The sequence below is a fragment of the Corynebacterium urinipleomorphum genome, assembly GCF_900155535.1.
In the GTDB taxonomy this organism is placed as follows: domain Bacteria; phylum Actinomycetota; class Actinomycetes; order Mycobacteriales; family Mycobacteriaceae; genus Corynebacterium; species Corynebacterium urinipleomorphum.
The window spans coordinates 66462-84226 of the sequence record NZ_LT706965.1; the positions used below are offsets into that span (position 1 = coordinate 66462).

General features: G+C 65.4%; 15 protein-coding genes and 1 pseudogene. 5 read left to right on the plus strand and 11 right to left on the minus strand.

Annotated elements, in window-relative coordinates:
• On the minus strand, positions 1-1047 hold the full coding sequence (locus tag CZ338_RS07500) for a dienelactone hydrolase family protein (protein WP_087117640.1): 1047 nt from the start codon (positions 1045-1047) through the stop codon (positions 1-3).
• Positions 1048-1116: 69 nt separating this feature from the next.
• Between CZ338_RS07500 and CZ338_RS07505 the strand changes: the two genes are divergently transcribed.
• On the plus strand, positions 1117-2805 hold the full coding sequence (locus CZ338_RS07505) for a DDE-type integrase/transposase/recombinase (protein ID WP_143341284.1): 1689 nt from the start codon (positions 1117-1119) through the stop codon (positions 2803-2805).
• A gap of 58 nt (positions 2806-2863) precedes the next feature.
• Here CZ338_RS07505 and CZ338_RS07510 read toward each other — a convergent pair whose 3' ends face one another.
• Genes CZ338_RS07510 through CZ338_RS07525 form a run of 4 tightly spaced genes read right to left on the minus strand, consistent with a single transcriptional unit; the run spans position 2864 to position 6198 of the window.
• On the minus strand, positions 2864-3223 hold the full coding sequence (locus tag CZ338_RS07510; RefSeq protein WP_087117642.1) for a nuclear transport factor 2 family protein: 360 nt from the start codon (positions 3221-3223) through the stop codon (positions 2864-2866).
• Between the two features lie 10 nt (positions 3224-3233).
• Entirely contained in the window at positions 3234-4406 is a 1173-nt protein-coding gene (locus tag CZ338_RS07515) for a glycosyltransferase family 2 protein (protein ID WP_087118188.1), read from the minus strand.
• Positions 4403-5353, minus strand: a complete 951-nt coding sequence (locus CZ338_RS07520) for a glycosyltransferase family protein (protein ID WP_087117643.1) — start codon at positions 5351-5353, stop codon at positions 4403-4405. Before CZ338_RS07520 ends, CZ338_RS07515 begins: the two co-directional genes overlap by 4 nt.
• Positions 5350-6198 carry a WcbI family polysaccharide biosynthesis putative acetyltransferase gene (locus CZ338_RS07525; protein WP_087117644.1) on the minus strand — a complete coding sequence of 283 codons (849 nt, stop codon included), beginning with the start codon at positions 6196-6198 and terminating at the stop codon, positions 5350-5352. Before CZ338_RS07525 ends, CZ338_RS07520 begins: the two co-directional genes overlap by 4 nt.
• Before the next feature lie 145 nt (positions 6199-6343).
• Between CZ338_RS07525 and CZ338_RS07530 the strand changes: the two genes are divergently transcribed.
• Genes CZ338_RS07530 through CZ338_RS11330 form a run of 3 tightly spaced genes read left to right on the plus strand, consistent with a single transcriptional unit; the run spans position 6344 to position 10226 of the window.
• Complete coding sequence (locus tag CZ338_RS07530) at positions 6344-7315, plus strand: glycosyltransferase (protein ID WP_235839504.1); 972 nt, start codon at positions 6344-6346, stop codon at positions 7313-7315.
• Positions 7312-8415 carry a glycosyltransferase gene (locus tag CZ338_RS07535; protein ID WP_087117646.1) on the plus strand — a complete coding sequence of 368 codons (1104 nt, stop codon included), beginning with the start codon at positions 7312-7314 and terminating at the stop codon, positions 8413-8415. Before CZ338_RS07530 ends, CZ338_RS07535 begins: the two co-directional genes overlap by 4 nt.
• Complete coding sequence (locus CZ338_RS11330; RefSeq protein WP_328588357.1) at positions 8412-10226, plus strand: glycosyltransferase; 1815 nt, start codon at positions 8412-8414, stop codon at positions 10224-10226. Before CZ338_RS07535 ends, CZ338_RS11330 begins: the two co-directional genes overlap by 4 nt.
• A 4-nt stretch (positions 10227-10230) precedes the next feature.
• Here the strand turns inward: CZ338_RS11330 and efeB are convergent, their stop codons facing one another.
• The 5 genes from efeB to CZ338_RS07565 form a co-directional block, all read right to left on the minus strand.
• Complete coding sequence (gene efeB, locus CZ338_RS07545; RefSeq protein ID WP_087117647.1) at positions 10231-11496, minus strand: iron uptake transporter deferrochelatase/peroxidase subunit; 1266 nt, start codon at positions 11494-11496, stop codon at positions 10231-10233.
• Positions 11497-12759: an iron uptake system protein EfeO gene (efeO, locus tag CZ338_RS07550; RefSeq protein WP_087117648.1), complete on the minus strand. Its 1263-nt coding sequence runs from the start codon at positions 12757-12759 to the stop codon at positions 11497-11499. It lies immediately after the preceding gene.
• Complete coding sequence (locus tag CZ338_RS07555) at positions 12756-13736, minus strand: FTR1 family iron permease (protein ID WP_087117649.1); 981 nt, start codon at positions 13734-13736, stop codon at positions 12756-12758. The genes efeO and CZ338_RS07555 overlap by 4 nt, the downstream gene beginning before the upstream one ends.
• A gap of 191 nt (positions 13737-13927) precedes the next feature.
• Positions 13928-14710: an enoyl-CoA hydratase-related protein gene (locus tag CZ338_RS07560; protein ID WP_087117650.1), complete on the minus strand. Its 783-nt coding sequence runs from the start codon at positions 14708-14710 to the stop codon at positions 13928-13930.
• Positions 14711-14722: 12 nt separating this feature from the next.
• Positions 14723-15703, minus strand: coding sequence for an NAD(P)H-dependent flavin oxidoreductase (locus CZ338_RS07565; RefSeq protein WP_087117651.1), 981 nt, complete (start codon positions 15701-15703; stop codon positions 14723-14725).
• Positions 15704-15932: 229 nt separating this feature from the next.
• Here CZ338_RS07565 and CZ338_RS07570 point away from each other — a divergent pair, with 229 nt between their 5' ends.
• Positions 15933-17426 (plus strand): metallophosphoesterase, encoded by a 1494-nt coding sequence (locus CZ338_RS07570; RefSeq protein WP_087117652.1) that lies wholly within the window; start codon positions 15933-15935, stop codon positions 17424-17426.
• A gap of 56 nt (positions 17427-17482) precedes the next feature.
• On the opposite strand, the pseudogene CZ338_RS11155 reads toward CZ338_RS07570, so the two are convergent.
• Positions 17483-17765 (minus strand): annotated as a pseudogene (locus CZ338_RS11155) (DUF1542 domain-containing protein); the annotation flags it as partial.

Below are 17765 nucleotides of genomic sequence, written 5' to 3' on the forward strand. Positions count from 1 at the left end.
TCAGGAGTGCCACTGCGCGAGCCGCTCGCGCAGAATCTTCTCCGCGTCGTCGTGTGCGGCGCGGTTGCCTTCTACCGTGCCGCCGAGCATGATCTGCCAGCCGTTCGGCACATCATCGGCATTCGGGAAGAACGCGTGCCCCGCGTCGGGGTAGGTGTGCGCTTCAATGTTTCCGTTCTGCTCCGCCAGCGCACGCGCGGCATCGACAGACTGCCACATCTGGTCGTCTTCACCGCCGAAGAGCAGGACATTGCCACCGAATCCGCTGAGGTCGATCCGCGCGTTGTCGCCCGCATTCGCCGCCGCAGACTCGTACGTGGGGCGGTAGGACACCGGGTAGCTCGTCGCCATATCCCACATCATTTTCGCGCCAGCGCATATCGACGCCTCCCTGAACGACGCAAACCCCACCTTCTCGCCCCGGTCGGTGAATGAGGGCAGCTCCTCGCCTCTGCTGGAGAAGTCCAAGCCGCTGTAGGAATATTCGGCGGGCGCGAAGGCGACAACATTGTCCACCGGGTAGCCTCTTGCCGCGAGCAGTTCCGCAAACTCCGCGCCTTTGGATGTGCCGATCACAGTGACGGGGCCGCGGGTGCCGTTGGTGGTGTCGGCAGAGTTCTCGACGTGCTCGTCGATGTAGCTGATGACCTCGTCGAACTGCTCCAGCGGAACGTTGGCGAGGGTCGGAACCTGATTCGGTTGCCCGAAGAAGAAGAGGCTGAGGACTTCGTAGCCGTCGTCGGCAAGCTGCTGCGCGCGGTCGTAGTCCGGCGAGCCCTCCGATCCGCCGTAGACCACGATCACGCCGCGGTGCTTCTTGTCCGCCGGGTGAAAGTGGAAGCCGTTCAGGTAGTCGCCCTCGATTGCGGTCACGCGATCTGAGGTGGCGTAGGAAGATTTGTCTGCGCTCCTGCCCTCGCCGGCCGACTGCGTGATCGGGTACTTATGCCCGTTGTAGGCGCGAAGCCCAACGACCACGAGTGTCAGCACGAGAATGGCGGCAAGTAGCCACAGCAGTACTTTCCCTATGACGCGCAGTGCTTTCATACTCCCACTATCGCACCTTTTGGGAGCGCGGACAAAAGGTTGGAGTGTTCTGGGGTGGGAGGGGCCATAATGGCCGCGAGGTTTCCTACCGATATCCGTCAGGCCGCTGTGAAGCGGTTTCGGGACGGTTCTGCTGCCAAAGAGGTCTGCGATTGGGTTGAGCGGCAATGCGGCCGCCGCCCAAGCCCATTGACGGTATGCAAATGGAATGACGACATCCGACGAGGCATCGTCATCGCCGAGGTGCCGCAGACTCATCCGCCTGAGACTGTCGCGCGTGCTGTGGCGTTGCGCATGTCGTCTGAGTGGACATTGCGCGCTATCGAAGCAGAATGCAGCGTGCGTGCAGGGTCGATTCTCAAATGGGTTGATCGCTTCGGCCCGGATCCTGCTGATGCTGCGTCTATGACCTTCGAGCAGGTTTATGAGGCGACAATGGATGCTGTGAGAAAACAGCGCAGAGCAAAACGCGACAAAGAAGCACAATGCTCAAGTGCTCCCAAGCCGGTTCCGCGTCCGGTGGGGCCTGTCGACGAGTGGATCCCAGGACCGGGCCCTGTGCCGGATAAGGATCATCTTCCCGATGACCCGGAAGCGTTGAAACGGCTCCTGCGGCAAGAGCTTGACCGCAACGAAGTCAAAAACGCCGTGATCCAAGCCTTGATGGACACCGGGGAGGCCAGCACGGCGGGAAAAGGCCTCGTCCACGACGGTAAAACCGCAGCGGCGGTGCAAGCTGCCGCTGTTAATGCCCTCGTGGACGCTACTGGCATCAGCACCGCCAAAGCGTGCAGGCAGGTCGGGATGCCGGAATCGACCTACTACTACCAGCGCCGACGAGCGGCATCGGCCACACAGCGCGCAGCACGCCGCGAGGAGTTGAAGGTTTTGATCACTCAAGCGGTAGAAGAAGCCGGCCGCAGCTACGGCTACCGCAGGATCCACCACTGGCTGGCCTGTGCCGGGCACACGGTGTCAGAAAAGATCGTGCGCGCATGCATGACAGAACTTGGGCTGCACCCGCCGGCAAGAACGTTTTCGAAGTACTCGTCCTACACCGGGGAAACAGCTCACCGGCCGGACAATCTCCTTCTCGTTACCGCCGACACAGCAGATAAGGCACGCCAGGTTGCTGTATCGGGTTATTTCACCAGCAATGCCGATCGGTTAGGGCTCACCCACGACTTCCACGCTGACGCCCCGTGGGAAAAGATCGGCACCGACGTGACAGAAATCGCCTGCGCCGACGGCAGGCTCTACGTCTCTGCCGCGATCGACTTCTACGACGGGATGCCCGTGGCAGTGACGATGTCGGATTCACCCAACCACGATCTTGTCGCCGAGATGATCAGCGCTATCGAAGCACAAAAACCTGCCGGTGCCCGGCCGATTATCCATTCCGATCGCGGCGGGTTGTACCGCAGCACGAAATGGGTCGAGATGATCACGGACCCTGCACACGACACAAACGCATGCCCCCAGTGCACCCCAGACGGGCGGTGCGCTCAGTCTTGGCGGTATATCCCGTCGTTGTCGCGGCGAGGAAACAGCGGGGACAACGCCCGGGTCGAGGGCTTTTTCGGGACGATGAAACAAGAACGACTCATCGGCCGGCCCCAAACCAAACAGATGACGAAGGCCGAAATGATCGATTACATTAACGACTACATCGACTTCTACATCCACAAACGGTTTAAGTCGACACTCGGTGCGGGCTACACGACAATCGCCCAACACCGACAACTACTAAGCGCGTAACTACGAGAACAAAATCCTCGGAAACACTCCAACAAAACGTCCGCATCCCCTTTGAAGGTCAGTGGGTCGTTGTGGTTTGGGTGTACAGCTTAAGGCGAGGGCGACCGCCCACAAGCGTGTACGTGCTGGTCATGAGGGCCTCAAAGGTATCTTCGCCACGCATAGCAGTGGCGTTGTAGACCAGAGTGGCGGAATCGGTGCCGAGGGGGATGATCCGGGGATCGCGGATCTCGTAACGGTCCCAGGCGGGCGCCTGGTTCATGGTGCTGGAGATGGTGGGCTGGTCCATGACCATGCCGTTGACAAGCACCATGACCGCGTCGTCGGTCATGAGATCGCCGTAGAAGGTGCCGCCGTTCTGGGTGCACAGCGCGTCCCAACCGTCGTGTTCGAGCTGGAGGAGAGTGTCGAGGTCCATGGACACGTTCTTACCAGCCGGCGAAGTGCCGTTCGAGGCGAACCGGCCCGTCGACTTGGGAGACCCCGATCTCGGCGAGGGCGCTGTCGGACCCGACGAGCGTGCGGGGGCGGGTGCGCAGGACTCGGGAGCGGTGTGAGCGGATCGCCAGTGTGGAGGAAGTGGAGGAAAGCTCGAGGTACAGGCCGTCCCTTGTCTCGTGGAGCGCGCGGTGGAACTGTTCGGTGTCCTCGAGGAGGAAGGCGCCGTCGACGTCGACCGTGATGCGGTGGTCCGAGATGGGGCTGAAGCCGGTGGCGGGAAAAAGGCGCACGCGAGGATCAGACCGGAAGAGGTCGGGGATCTCCAGGGCAGAGCTGAGATAGATGGTCGCGTCGAGGGCGAGCCATGAGCTGACCACCAGCTCGAGGACACCGGGGCTGTCGAAGGCGGGGTGGGGGTTCAGGCACACGCTGATGTCGGTGGTGTCGAAGCGGACGCCCACAGGGCGGGCGACCGGGTGCGTGATGCGGTGGGCGAGAGCCGTGGTCTCGACATTCTTCACGCGGGCTTCCTCCGCGGCGTCGGGGAAGCGGCCGCCGAAGTCGTCCTCGTCGTGGACGGCGACAGCGGCGGGCTCGTGGATGAATATCGCGCCGGCGTTCCAGGCGCGGAACCCGAACTCCCAGTCCTCGCCGCCGTAGCCGATGAAGGAGCCGTCGAAACCGCCGATGCGCTCGAAGAAGTCCCTCGAGCAGGTGAGCACTGAGGAAATGATGAAGCGCCACGAGGTGTCGTCGGGGGAGGAAAGGTGGCGGGTGGTGCGCCAGGCGTCGATAAGCCATTCGGGCTCGGTGCGTGACGGTCCTGTCAGCCGGGTGCCCACGACCACGGCGCGCGAGTCGGCCGCAACGTGGCGCGCGGCGGCGGCGAGATAGCCGGGTTGGGGAACGGTGTCGCCGTCCAGGAAGGCGAGAATCTCGCCGCGGGCGTGGGACGCGCCGAGGTTGCGCGCGGCCGCGGCGCGGAAGCCAAGGTCGTCTTGGGTGACCACCGTCGCGCCGGGCACGTGGGGGACGTGGTCGGACCCGTCGTCGGCGACGATGATTTCCACCTCCTCGGTCACGTCCTGCGCGCGGACGGCCTCCACGACCCGGGCGAGTGACTCGGGATCGTTGTAGTGCGGGATGACGACGCTGATCATGCGCGGGTCTCCCAGAGCGTCTGCCACTGCGCGGTGACGTCGTCCCACGTCCACGACGGAGGATCGGCGGGGCCGGGTTCCGAGAAAGCGTCGACGGCTGCCCGCCACCCACCGGTCGCGGCCGGGGCGACACGGGTGATGCGCCCTGGCAGCCACGCGTCGATTTCACGGGTGTAGTCCGAATCGGTGGCCAGCACGTGCCGGCCGGCCCCCAGCCACGTCATCAGCGAACCGGAGGCCGAGAAGTGCTTGTGGGCGCACACCGGCACTGCGATGCGGCCCATTTCGGCGGCGAGTTCGTCGTTGGTGAGCCAGCCGGTGATCTCCGCGTCGAGTCCCGCACTTTTGGCGCGCTGGAGAAGGCCGTCGGCCCAGTCCTCGTGGCCTGATGACACGGAGCCCAAGAACCGCAGGCGGTAATCGGTGCCTGCGAGGTCGTCGATGAGGTCCTCGTGCCCCTTACCGGGGTAGAGGAAGCCGAGCACACCCACGGTGCCCGGCTCGGGCGCGAACGAGGAGTCGTTCCGGGGAATGGGCAGGCGCACTACGGAGACGTCCACACCGCGGGAGCGGAAGAAGTGGGCCTCGTGGTCCGAATTCGTCACAGCCACGCCGCCGGAGTCGAGGCACGCCTGCGCCAAGCGCAGGTAAGCAGGTGTGCGCCGGGCGAAACGTTCCTCGCCCTCCTCCGGTTGGGGAATGTCGTGGAAGCTGACGCTCAAAGCGCGCGCACTCACACGGGTGAGGAGGGCATCCACCGCCTCGTCGGGGCTGGGGCCGAAGAGGTGGTCGGTGAACGTGGTGTGGATGAAGCCGGCAGGAAGCGGCGCACTGCTGAACTCTTCTTCCCGGATTACGGGGGCATCCGCCACCGCAGCGAGGGCGAGTGCGTACTCCGTCACCCCGTGCCCGTCGGGCCCGACAACGAGGTGGGTGGGCTGGCTCATGAAAGAAGCTCCAGTGCGGCGATGCGCTCGGCGTGGCGCTCGAGACCGTGAGCGACCAGCTCGGGGCGTGCGCGGTAGTGCTCCAGCTGGGCGGCGACAATCTCGTCCCAGGGGATCTGCCCGCCGCCGCGGCGGGTCCAGGTGGCGCGGTCAGGAACGGAGGTGCCCAGAGCGGAGGCTGCGTGGGCGTCGATAGGCGCGTCGAGCTCGCCGAGCATCTCGTAGTCAGGCAGCTCGATGTCACCGCCCAAACCGAGAGCTTCACGGGCACGGGAAGCGACGACCGCGAGCGTCGCGTTATCGGGATGGTTCACGGTGTGCCAGACAGGGGCGGTCTCCAGGTAGTCGGAGATCAGCACCGAGCCGTGGCGCTGCTCGCGGGAGCGGAGCTGCTCCACGGACATGTTCGCAGCGCGACGGTACGCCTCGGCGGCGGGGCGGTGGGAGACAGGCTCATCCAATCCGCGTGCGGCGGCGGCCAGGATGCGTAGGTCGTGGTACGGGATCACCGGCGGGTCCTGGGAGGAGTCCGCCGGGTCGCGAATGATGGCCTGGTAGGGCATGAGGCCGTCGTAACGCAGGACAGGCACGATCACGTGGCGCGCTCCGCGGGGCAGCTGCGCCAGCGTCTGCGAGGTGCCCACGGGCAGATCGCGGTAGTCGTCGCGGATCGGCTGGGTGACCAGGATGTCGGTGCGGGCGAGCATGTCGGCGAACCATTCCATGTCCTCCGGCTCAAGCTCGTGAACGGGGGCGATGCGGGTGGACTCGACGTCCCCGGGGGAGGAAATGAGACGGCGCAGGGACTCGGCCTGGCAATTACCGACGACAGTGAGAAACGGCATGGTCCCCCAATATAGCTGCGCAAACGGCAGCGAATCTCGGGCACTGTGCCGATAGGTGCGCGAGCGTTTATATTAAGTACGTAAAATGGGCCGACCCACCTGGGCCGGTCCCAATTATTGCGAGCAGCACGTGAAGGGCGGTGGAATGAAAGTTCTCTCGATCCCTGCGGAACATGTCTACCCGCAGGCGATTCAGCCTGAAGGAGTGAGCTTTCACCCCGACCCCGACATCGACGGCAACTGGTGGCCGCACCCTGCGCTGGAGGCGCAGTGGTGGGACACGCCGCGCGATGTGGATCTTGTGCACATTCACTTCGGGTACGAGCACCGCACGCCGGAGCAGCTCCAAGAGCTGGTGGATGCACTGCCGGTGCCGCTCGTGGTCACCGTCCACGACCTGAACAACCCGCACCTGTCGGATCCGGCTGACCAGGAACGCCACCGCGCGAATGTGGGAGTGCTCGTCCGCGCGGCCAAGCAGGTGGTCACGCTCACCGAGTCAGCGGCGGCCACCATCGCGCAGCGCTACGGGCGGGAGGACGTGGCGGTGGTGGGGCACCCGGCCGTCGTCAAGCACATGCCCGAAGTCGACGCCGAAGCAGATGCCGCGATATTCCTGAAATCGCTGCGGGCCAACGCCGTCGCCGATGTGGAGTTCTACCGCGCAATCGCCGCGCGTGTTCCGCTCACCGTGTACATGCACGATGTCGATGCGACCCTTCAGCTCCACGAAGAGCTTTCGCTAATCGACGGCATCACCCTTGTCCGTCACACCCCCATGAACGACCATGAATTGCACTCCGCTGTCGCCTCCCACCGGGTGTGCATTCTGCCGTACGTGCGCGGGACGCATTCTGGCTGGCTGGAAATGTGCCGCGACCTGGGCGTGAGCGTCGCAGTGCCTGATTGCGGCTGCTACGCCGACCAAGCGGACACGCCCGAGGCTGTGTCGGTGTACCGCACGGGCGACGGCGCTGATGCGGGATGGGCCGCGGCCGAGCTCCTCGCTGCCGGCCCGGTGCCGTACCGCGGCGACCGTGAGGCGCAACTCCAGGACATCAAGCAGATTCACGCCCGAATCTACACGGCCGCTCTCAATGCGGGGGCCGCGCGATGACGATCACACTGACCGCCGCTGACGACGTGCAGAGCACCCCTCAATTGCGGATCGCTTTTGTCGCGCCCGCGCGCTACCCCATCCGCGAGCCGTACGCCGGCGGCCTGGAGGCGTTCTGCCACACAATGGTCAAAGCCCTGCGCGAGGAGGGCCACGAGGTGGACTTCTACGCGGCCAGGGGCTCGGACGGCAACGTGAAGGGCTTCGAGCTACCCGGGGTGGACTGGGGGTCCAGCCCCGAGCACGCCACCGACACCGGGTACCCGGCCGGGGAGAAAGAGCGCGAGGAACAGGCGTTTCTGCGTCTGCGCGAGCACCTGGTGGAGCAGCAGTACGACGTGGTGCACAACAACAGCCTCAGTCCGGCGATGTTCCCCTCGGCGGCGTCGCCCGAGCCGTTGCCGATGCTGACCACCCTGCACACCCCGCAGTTGCCCGAAATCCAGGAGGTCGTGGACGCCGCTGGTCACCTGGCGGGGCGGTTCGTGGCGGTGAGCACCACGACCGCGCGCAGCTGGGACATGTCCTCCCCAGTCGAGGTCATCCCCAATGGTGTCAACGTGCGCCTCTGGGCAGCGGGGCCAGGTGGCGACGGCGCCGTCTGGTTTGGTCGGATTGTCCCGGAGAAAGGGCTGCACCTGGCCATGGATGCCTGCCGGCTGCTCGGCCTGCCGCTGACCATCGCAGGCAGGAAAGGCGACCACGCTTATTTCCAGGAGGAGATCGCGCCACGGCTGGACGGCCAGCTCGTTCGCTGGGTGGGCGAGCTGTCCCATGCGGAGCTCCGCCGTCTCGTCGGCCGTCACGCTGTCTGCGTGGTCACTCCTCGGTGGGAAGAGCCGTTCGGCTTGGTGGCCTTCGAAGCGATGTCCTGCGGCACTCCCGTCGCGGCTTTCGACCGCGGCGGCATGGGCGAGCTGCTCGCGGATGCCCCCGCTGTCCTCGTCGAACCCGACGACGTCGTGGCGCTCGCCGGTGCAATTCACCGCGCGCTCCACACGGACCGCGCCGCTGCCCGCGCTTGGGTGGTGGAAAACCACAGTCTCACCCAGACCGCGAGGCGCTACGTTGATCTCTACCGGGAGGTGGTCGTGCGGTGAGCACGGGAACGAACGTGATCGGTATCTACTCGCACCATCACGGCAGCGGGCACATTCAGCGCTGCCGGAAAATCCAGCACGAACTGCGCCAGATGGGATGGGACGCGGTCATCTTGTCCACCGCGCCGGGCGCTGACGTCGTCATCGCGGATGATGCTGGACACGGCCATTCCGGCCGTGCCATGACCGCCGGCGGAACACTCCACTACGCCCCGTACGGTAACCGCGGGTTGCGGGATCGTTTCGCCGCCGTCGCATCCTGGGTGGCGGAGAATGACCCGGTGGCATTCTATGTGGACGTCTCCGCGGAGATGTGCATGTTCCTGCGCCTCATGGGTGTTCCGGTGATCACGCTCGCGATGCCGGGGCTGCGCGATGACATGCCCCACCAGCTCGCCTACCGGCAGTCCGATGCCATCATCGCGGCGTGGCCGTCGTGGGTGCCGGTCCCGGAGCACATGCGCATGCACTCGGACCGGCTCCACCCGGTCGGCGGGATCACCAGGCTCCAGCGGCCCGATCCGGCGCAGGAACCCGAGCGTGACCCGCACCACGTCGTGGTCATGGCCGGCCAGGGCGGGTCGACGTGGGAGCCGGGGGATTGGGACGCCGTGGCGGCGGCCTGCCCCGACTACCACTTCACGTTCCTGACCGGGGAGAACCGTGTGGACGACCCGACGGAGCTGATCGCCTCTGCGGGCGTCGTGGTGGCCGCGGGCGGCCAGAACTCGATTGCGGACATCGCTCACCTGGGCGCCCCAGCGGTGATCCTCCCGCAGCCGCGGCCGTTCATCGAGCAGAAGACGTCCGCCCAGCTGCTCGCCCGCGAAGGTCTCGCCGTCGTGCCCGCGCGCTTCCCGGCGCCGGAAGAATGGCCGGAGGTGCTCGCCGCCGCCCGCGCATTGGATACGGACTGGTCGCGGTGGGAGACCGAGGGGTCCGCGCGCAGGGCTGCCGAGGTCATCGCGGCGGTCGCGGACGACCCCTCGGACGCAAAGGCAGCCCTAGTGACGCTCGCCAATGCTGACCGCGTCAGCCACCTGAGCCACCAGGTCAATCTCGCGCCCGAGGGCACCGACCACATCACAGTCGCCCTCGCCGACCGTGACGTCCTGGTGAAAGCAGTGCCGAAGAGCCACGTGGTGTCCGTCGACGGCGAGGAGGACGGTGCCAGCACTAATGCCGGCAGCAGCCACCCGAACCTCGCCCGGGCACGCAACCGCGGGGCAGCCGAGGCGATCGCGCGCGGAAACGATGTCATCGTCTTCCTGGACGCCGACTGCGTTGCCGGCGGCGATCTGGTCCCGCTGTACATGAAGGCGCTCGCGCAGCACCCGAATGCGGTGGTCGCCGGGCCGGTGACGTACATGGGGGAGGGGGAGCTGCGCACGGTGCGTCCCGACCCCCATCCAGCGCGCCCGAATCCCCTGGCGGGAGAGGTCGAACGCGCGGAGGATTACAACCTCTTCTGGTCTTTGTCGTTCGCGTGCGCGGCCGCGACGTGGCAGACGATCGTCGATAGCTTCGGCGGTTTCGACGAAGCCTTCACGGGGTACGGCGGGGAAGACACGGACTTCGCCTGGAACCTGCGCGAACACGGCATCGACCTGTTGTGGGTCGGCGGCGCGCACGCCTACCACCAGTGGCACCCCGTCTCCTCGCCGCCGTGGGAGCACCTCGACGACATCCTGCGCAACGCCGCCGCCTTCCACGGCAAATGGGGCACGTGGCCCATGGAGGGGTGGCTGCGCGCCTTCGAGGAGGCAGGAGCAATCGCGCTTAGCGACGGCTCCTTTAAGCGCACCCCCTAAGCCCTCAAGCGAACATCTTCTCGCCGACGAAGCCGGTCTCGCCCACGCCGGGCGGGATGAGATACGTGCCCGTATTCGTCGTCTTCAGGTATTCGAGGAACATATCGTCGCGCGACAACGACTGATGCACGGTGGCGAACCGGTCGACGGTGCGCGTGTGGGCGATGAAGAACAAACCCGCGTCCAGCCGCCCCTGGTCATTGGAACCGTCGACGAAATTGAACGAGCGGCGCAGCATACGGATGCCGCCGTTCTGGTCGGGGTGGACGTTGAAGAGGTGCGAGGTGTGGTCGATGACGGGCCGGCCGCGCTCATCCGTGGCGGTGAAATCTGGCTCGTCGAATTCGTCGGTGCCGGTCAGCGGTGCACCCTCGACCTTGTCGCGGCCGGTGACGCGTTCCTGCTCCTGGAGCTGCAGGGTGTCCCAGACCTCGATGTTCATGGCGATGCGCCGGACCGTCATATACGACCCGCCCGCCGCCCACGGCTGCGAGGAATCCGCCGGGATCCACACGTGCTCGTCGAGTGCATCGGTGTCTTCAGCGCGGATATTCGCCGTGCCGTCCTTCTGGCCGAAGAGGTTGCGCGGGGTGGTCGCTTCGCGGGTGGTCACGGCTGCTTTGCCAAAGCCGATCTGGGACCAGCGCAGCACCGCATCCGGCACCGCCAGCCGCGTCAGGTTGCGGATGGCGTGGGTGGCCACCTGCGGGTCGTTGGCGCATGCCTGGATGCATAGGTCGCCGTCGGACCGCTCGCGGTTGAGGAAGTCGTTGGTCATCGGGGGCATGTCCGTGAACTCGTCCGGCAGCTTGCCCGCAAGACCGAACTGGTCGCGGAACAGGCTGCGCCCGAACCCGAACGTGAGGGTCAGCGCGGACGGGCCGAGGTCGAACGCCTCCCCGGAATCATCCTGCGGGAAGTTCTCGCCGCCGCCGAACGCGCCCTTGGAGCTCACTTCACCGCCGAGAGTGAGTCGGCGTGCCGCCTCGGTCCAGCGGGTGAGCAGGTCGATCAGGTCGTCCCGGTCCGCCTTTTCGTCCATGTCGAAGGCCGCGAAGTGCAGGTTGTTCTGCATCGGACTGATGATCCCGGCCTGGTGGTCGCCCGCGAAGTCGATGATCATCTCCTCGTGGGCGGCACCGTCGATGTCGCCGCCAGAACTGCCGGAGCCGCCGGCGGAAGAGCCGTCCTTGGAGCAGGCGGCGGCAGCCGCACCGGCGGCGCCGACACCGCCGAGGGCCAGGAATTTGCGTCGGTTGAGCTTGCCCATTTAGGACTCCACCTCCGTGTCCACGTTGAGCCCGAGGACGGTGCCCGTCAGGTTCGACAACGGTTCGCGCAGTGCATCGAGCGAACGCGTCAGCTCCGCCTGCTCGCCGGAATCGACCTGGTCGTAGTCGACGAAACCGGATTCGAGGCTGCCGTACTGGTCGAGCAGTTCCTGGATGTCGTTGAATCGGTTCTCGATTTCGTCGACAAGCTTCTGGCCTTCCTCCCCGCGCTCGGTGGCGATGCCTTTGACCATGTCGAAAGCGACGCGCGAACCCTGGATATTGGCCTGGAAGTCATACAGGTCCTTGTGCGACCACCAGTTCTCCTCGCCGGTGACCTTGGTGGTGGCCACCTCCTCGAGCAGCTCCATCGCGCCGTTGGAGACGAAGTCGACGGTGATGTCCTGGTCCTCGATGAAATTCGGGGCGTTGACGGTGGTGTTCAGCTGCTCGACGTCGGCGATGAGCGTGTCCGCGATCTCGCGGCGGTGCTCCGGTGTCGACGGTTCCCAGCCTTCGCGGGCGGGCGCGCCGTCGGCGTTCTTCGCGTCCTCCGCCGGCGGCCACAGGTCCTTTTCCATGCGGTGGAAGCCGAGCCACTCGGTGAACGTCGGGTCGTCCTTTTCCAGTTCGTCGGCCTCGGCGATGTAGTCCACTTCGCGGTAGTCGATGCGCGCGTCGAGCACTCCGAGCGCCTCCGCGACAGGCTCGATGCGCTCGTAGTGCACGCGGGTGGTGGGGTAGAGTTCTTTCGCTTTCTCGTCGTCGCCGGCTGCGTATGCTTCCGCGAATTCCTCGACCTTGGGCAGCAGCTCCGCGACTTCATTCTGGACAAAGGCGACGTAGTTGTCGCGTGCCTCGTTGAAGCGCTTCTCGTCGGACTCGGAGTACTGGATCGGCTCGCCCGTCACCGTGAATTCGCTCTGGCCGACGTTCGCTCCGCGCAGACCCGGCTTGCACGCCGTGTAGTAGCTGCCGGGCTCGAGCTGCACGGTGAGGTCCGCGGTGGAACCCGGTGCGATGTTCTCGCGCTCGGCGATCACGCGCAGCCCGTCGTCGGCGAGCACATAGAATTCGGTGACGCGTTCACCGGCGTTCGTGATGGAGAATGTGCTGGTTCCGGACTCCACGGAATCCGTGGCCACCTTGCAGGAATCCTCGTTCGCCTGGACGTCGAGGGCGTCGCCAGAGCTATTTTCCACGCACCCGGCCAGCGGGAGAGTGAGTGCGACAGCGGCGAGTAGGGCAGGGGAGCGCTTCATAGTGAGACCTTTCGTGCGTTTTCTTGGTGTGCGGAGACAGCGTCCGTTGCGCTTTCACGCTTATCGACGCGCCCCCGTTTCGCCGCCCTCACGTGCTTGATGAAGACGGGGACGATGACGGCGATGTAGATGGCCCAGGCGATGACCTGCAGCCAGGACATTTGAGGCATGAATCCGGTGAACGCCTGGAGCAGCGTGGCGGTGATGCCGGCCGGATCGACGACGTCCTCGAGGTTGAACGCCCACCCGAACGGGAAGGACGCCATCCAGAACGGGTAGGAATCGAATCCAGTGAGCACTTCGCCGGTGCGCGGGTGCGTCGGGGCAATGGGGGCGCCGGAGAACGGGCCGGGGAGGAACTGCGCCTCTTGGAGGTCGTGGACGGCGTAGGCGAGAATGCCCGCCGCGACGACAATGAGCAGCGCACTGGACCAGGTGAAGAAGGTGCCCAGGTCGAGCTTCAGTGCGCCGCGGTAGATCAGCCAGCCCATGACGACGGCGATGCCGATGCCGAGGAAAGCGCCCCCGACCGCGCTCGGGGTGGTGGTCCACCCCCAAAGCAGCAGCGTCAGTTCGATGCCTTCCCTGGCGACGGCCACGAACGCGAGCCAGAACAGTGCTTGCGTTCCTTTGGCGAGCGCTGCCCCGGTCTTGTCGTCGAGCATGGTTCGGAGCTTGCCGTTCTCGTTGCTCAAAGAGACGATCATGCCGGTGATCATGGCCACGGCGATGAGCGACATGATGCCGCCGATGGCTTCCTGCGCCCGGAACGACAGGCCGTAACGCCCGAAGGTGAACAGGGCGCCGAGCGCGGTGCAGATCACGGCGGCGGAGACGACCCCGACCCACACGGTGCGGCCCGCTTTTGCGGCCCCGCCGTCGTTTCCGCGACGTGCGATGGCGGCGAACAGCATACCGACAATGAGTGATGCTTCCAGGCCTTCGCGCAGGCCGACCAGGAATGCTGCGATGAACATGGCTGGAACTTTCTTGTGCGTGACACGGCTTGTCCGAGTGCGGTGACCAGCGAAACTTAGGGTCACCTTGACTAGCCAAGGTTAACCTTACCTAACGCTCATTGCGGATGAAAAACGCCCTCCCCGCTTCAGTGCGGGAAGGGCGGAAAAGCGAGGTGGGCGTGCCGATGAAACTCCGGAAAGAACCCCGGTCAGAACTTCGGGGCGCGGCGCTCCAAGAAGGCGGCGACGCCCTCGGCGTGGCCGGGGCTTTGGAGCAGTTCGGTTTGGAACCTCGCCTCGTTGATCAGGCTGCCCGGCAACTGGGGCAACGCGACCCGGTTCACAGCGCGCTTGGTCTGGGCGATGGCGCCCCGCGGTGAGGTGGAGAAGCTCTCAGCCCACTGCTTCGCGCGGTCGAGGGCGACACCGTCGTCGGTGACATCGGCGAACAAGCCGAAATTCACGGCGTCGGCAGCCGGAATGCGCTCCTGCAAGAGGACCAGCTGCATCGTGCGGTGGCGGCCGATTGAAGCGGCGAGGGTGGCCACCGCGCCGCCGTCCGGCATGAGTCCAATGCGCCCGAAGGGGAGGGTGATGAAGGACGATTCAGCCGCGACGATGAGGTCGCACGCGCAGGCCAGCGATGCACCAACCCCGGCGACGGCACCCTCAGCGGCGGCGATCACCGGCACATCTGCGCGGGTGATCGAGCCGATCATGTGCTCGATGCCGCCCAGTGAGTGCGCGGCGGCTTCCGTGGAGCTCTCGGCGGTGAACGCCTCGATGTCCATGCCGGAGCAGAAAGACTTCTCGTCGCCGGTGACGATGATGCAGCGCACCGCCGGATCGGCGTTCGCCGCCTGAACGGCATCGCCGATCGCCCAATAAGAGTCCGGCTCCAGCGCGTTGCGCTTGGCGGGGTTGGAGATGCGGACGAGGGCGAGGGTGCCGTCGATAAGCGAGGTGATGTTCCCCTTGAGCTCGCGCGACATTGCGGAGGGCCTTTACTTGACGAAGCCCGCGAGGCGGCCCGTGATGATGTCCGCCGCTTCATTCGCGATGCGGGTGACCACCTCGTCGCAGGTCGGGATGTCGTTGATGATGCCCTGGACGATGCCGCAGGACCAGATGCCCGCGTCGATGTCGCCGTTCTCGTAGACCGTGCGCCCGCGCTGGCCGGACACCAGGTCGCGGACCTCCGGGAACTCGGCACCAGCGTTGAGCTTCTCCACTACCTCGCGGCTGACCTCGTTGGACGCCACGCGGGCGGTGTTGCCCAGGGTGCGGAAGATGAGCTCGGTGTCCAGCTCGGAGCGGGAAACGATGGCTTCCTTCACGTTGCGGTGCACCGGGGCCTCCTCGGTGCACAGGAAGCGGGTGCCCATGTTGATGCCCTCGGCACCGAGTGCGAGCGCTGCCGCCATGCCGCGGCCGTCGGCGATACCGCCGGATGCCACGATCGGGATGTCCAGCTTGTCGGCTGCGGCCGGCAGGAGAACCAGGCCCGGGATGTCGTCTTCGCCCGGGTGGCCTGCGCACTCGAAGCCGTCGACGCTGACGATGTCCACGCCCTTCTGCTGGGCACTCAATGCGTGGCGGACGGAGGTGCACTTGTGGATCACGGTGACACCCGCCTGCTTCAACATCGGCACCAGCTGCGCCGGGTTCGCGCCGGCGGTCTCCACGATCTTCACGCCCTTCTCCACTGCGACGCGGAGGTACTCCTCGTACGGCGGCGGGGTGATCGTCGGCAGGATGGTCAGGTTCACGCCGAACGGCTTGTCGGTCATCTCCCGCATGCGGTCGATTTCTTTGCCCAGGTCCTCCGGCGTCGGCTGCGTCAGAGAGGTGAGGATACCCAGGCCGCCAGCATTCGAGACAGCGGAAGCGAGGTCGGCGGTACCGACCCACTGCATTCCGCCCTGGATGATCGGGTGCTCGATGCCGAGCATTTCGTTGACACGGGTCTGGATCGTGGCTGCCATCGTCGGCTCTCCTTCATGATCGGGGTATTGGGTACGAGCTATCTAATGAGACATACATTACACATCGGGTGCTAATGAGGTGTAGGTAACGCGGAATCGTTTCTGCTTCGAATGTGGAAGGCTCGCGGCTGGTGTTGGGGCCTGTGAAAGGGGCATCGCGCTGGAGGATTCACTCGAAAGTCATTCTGGATTCATTTGTTTTTCAGGCTATTCCCATAGTTTTCATGGCATGTCTTCTTCCCGCCGCACGCTGCTCAAAGCTTTGGCGATCGGTGCCGGTTCAACACTGATCGCTCCATCTCGCGCGCTCGCCCAGTCCAGCCTGAGTTCCTCCGGCGGCTCGTCGGCGGTGCAGCTATTCGGGCCTGCCGGCGGCAGGGGAGTTGGGTCCTCCGAACCGGGAATCGTGGCCGGGAATGTCGGTTTCAACGGCAGCAAACGCTTCCTTGCCGGGGACGTGCAGGTCGTGACAGTTACGGAAGATGCTGCCACGATCACCTGGCTGACGTGGGATGCTGAGACCTCCCGCGATCGAGCCCCGCAAGGCGTGCCCACGACGGGTGAATTGCGCGTGTGGCCGGTGGACAACCCTTCCGACACGACTGTCGTGGTGAGCCCGTCGGACCGTTTCTTCCACCAGCTCACCGCCACCGGTCTGCGGCCGGGAACCACGTACGCATACCTTGCCTCATCCAACGGCACAGAAGCGGCGGCCACCCACAACAGAAGACAGGAGGAGACACGTCTTTTCACCACCCTGCCACGGTTGACCGGGCCGATGCTCGGCACGATCGTCGTGGCCAACGACACGCACATCGGTGAGAACGGCGACGGAATCTGGAAGAACAACTTCCCGCCCCCAGCGCGAGCACTTCCCGGTGAGCGTCCGTACCCGGAGGTCTCGCTCGACGCTGTGATTGACACAGCTCACGCGGTGGGTGCCAGCCACCTGTTCATTAACGGCGACGTCACCTCGGAGGCCCGCCCGTGGGAAATCCAGCGCGCGCAGGAGCTGCTCGGTCGATTCAACGGCACCGTGCGGTGCACGCGGGGAAATCACGATCGCCCGCACAAGCTTTCCGACGGCCCTGAGTACGCCTCCGCCCCCGCCTACGGCAAAGAACACACCGACGGGTGGGGAGCAGCCTTCGAACCGCGTCAGACGGCGTGGGTAGAGGAAGTGCCCGGCAGGGACGGAAGGATCATCGCGCGAGTCGTGGGCATCGACTCCACGAAATTAGACACCAGCGGTGGAATGATCTCGGACGAGCAGTTCAAGCAGATCCAGGCCATTTTCAACCAGGACCGGACTACGCCGACCATCGTCATGCTGCACCACCCAGCCACCAGGCAAGCAGCCTGGAGCAACCCGGCTGGGCCCGCGTTTGTTCTCCGCGACCGGGACATCATGCGTCTTCAGCGGATGATCGCAGCTCAAAGCAACATCAAACTGGTGCTCTCCGGGCACACGCACCGCGGCAGGAACAACCGTCCGGATGTCGCCGCGAATACTGTTTTCCTGGAGACGCCAGCCGCAAAGAATTGGCCGACAGGCGCAACCCAGATCCGGTTCTTTGAAGACGGGATGGCAGTGAACTTCCGCCAGAACTCCTCGGAGGAAGCCCTCCGGTGGGCAGCCCGAACGCGGTGGACCATCTTCGGACTCAGCCCTGAAACGATGCTCGGCCCGCTCGATTCCCGAGCGCTCGTCATTCGTTACTGACGGTGCCAGCCTCCCTTTCAGGGTGCGGTGATCCTTGTATCAAGGGGCAGTCGCTCTTAGAAGAAGTCAAAGTCGAACCCGCCGCCGTCGCCGCCGAAATCCCCGAAGAGGCCGCTGCCGTCGCCACCGTCACCGAACAGGCCGCCTGTGTCAGCATCGCCACCCATGTCTCCGGCTTCTCCTCCGAAATCGGCGGCATCGGCGCCCGCGTCGCCGTCGATATCGCCAGCGGCGAATTGGTCTGCGCTAGCTACGCCTGCCATTCCGGCGAACATCGTGGAGTAGAACATCATCGAGCTCGCAGCCCACACGCCGGTCACAGCGGCGGGAGGCCCCCAC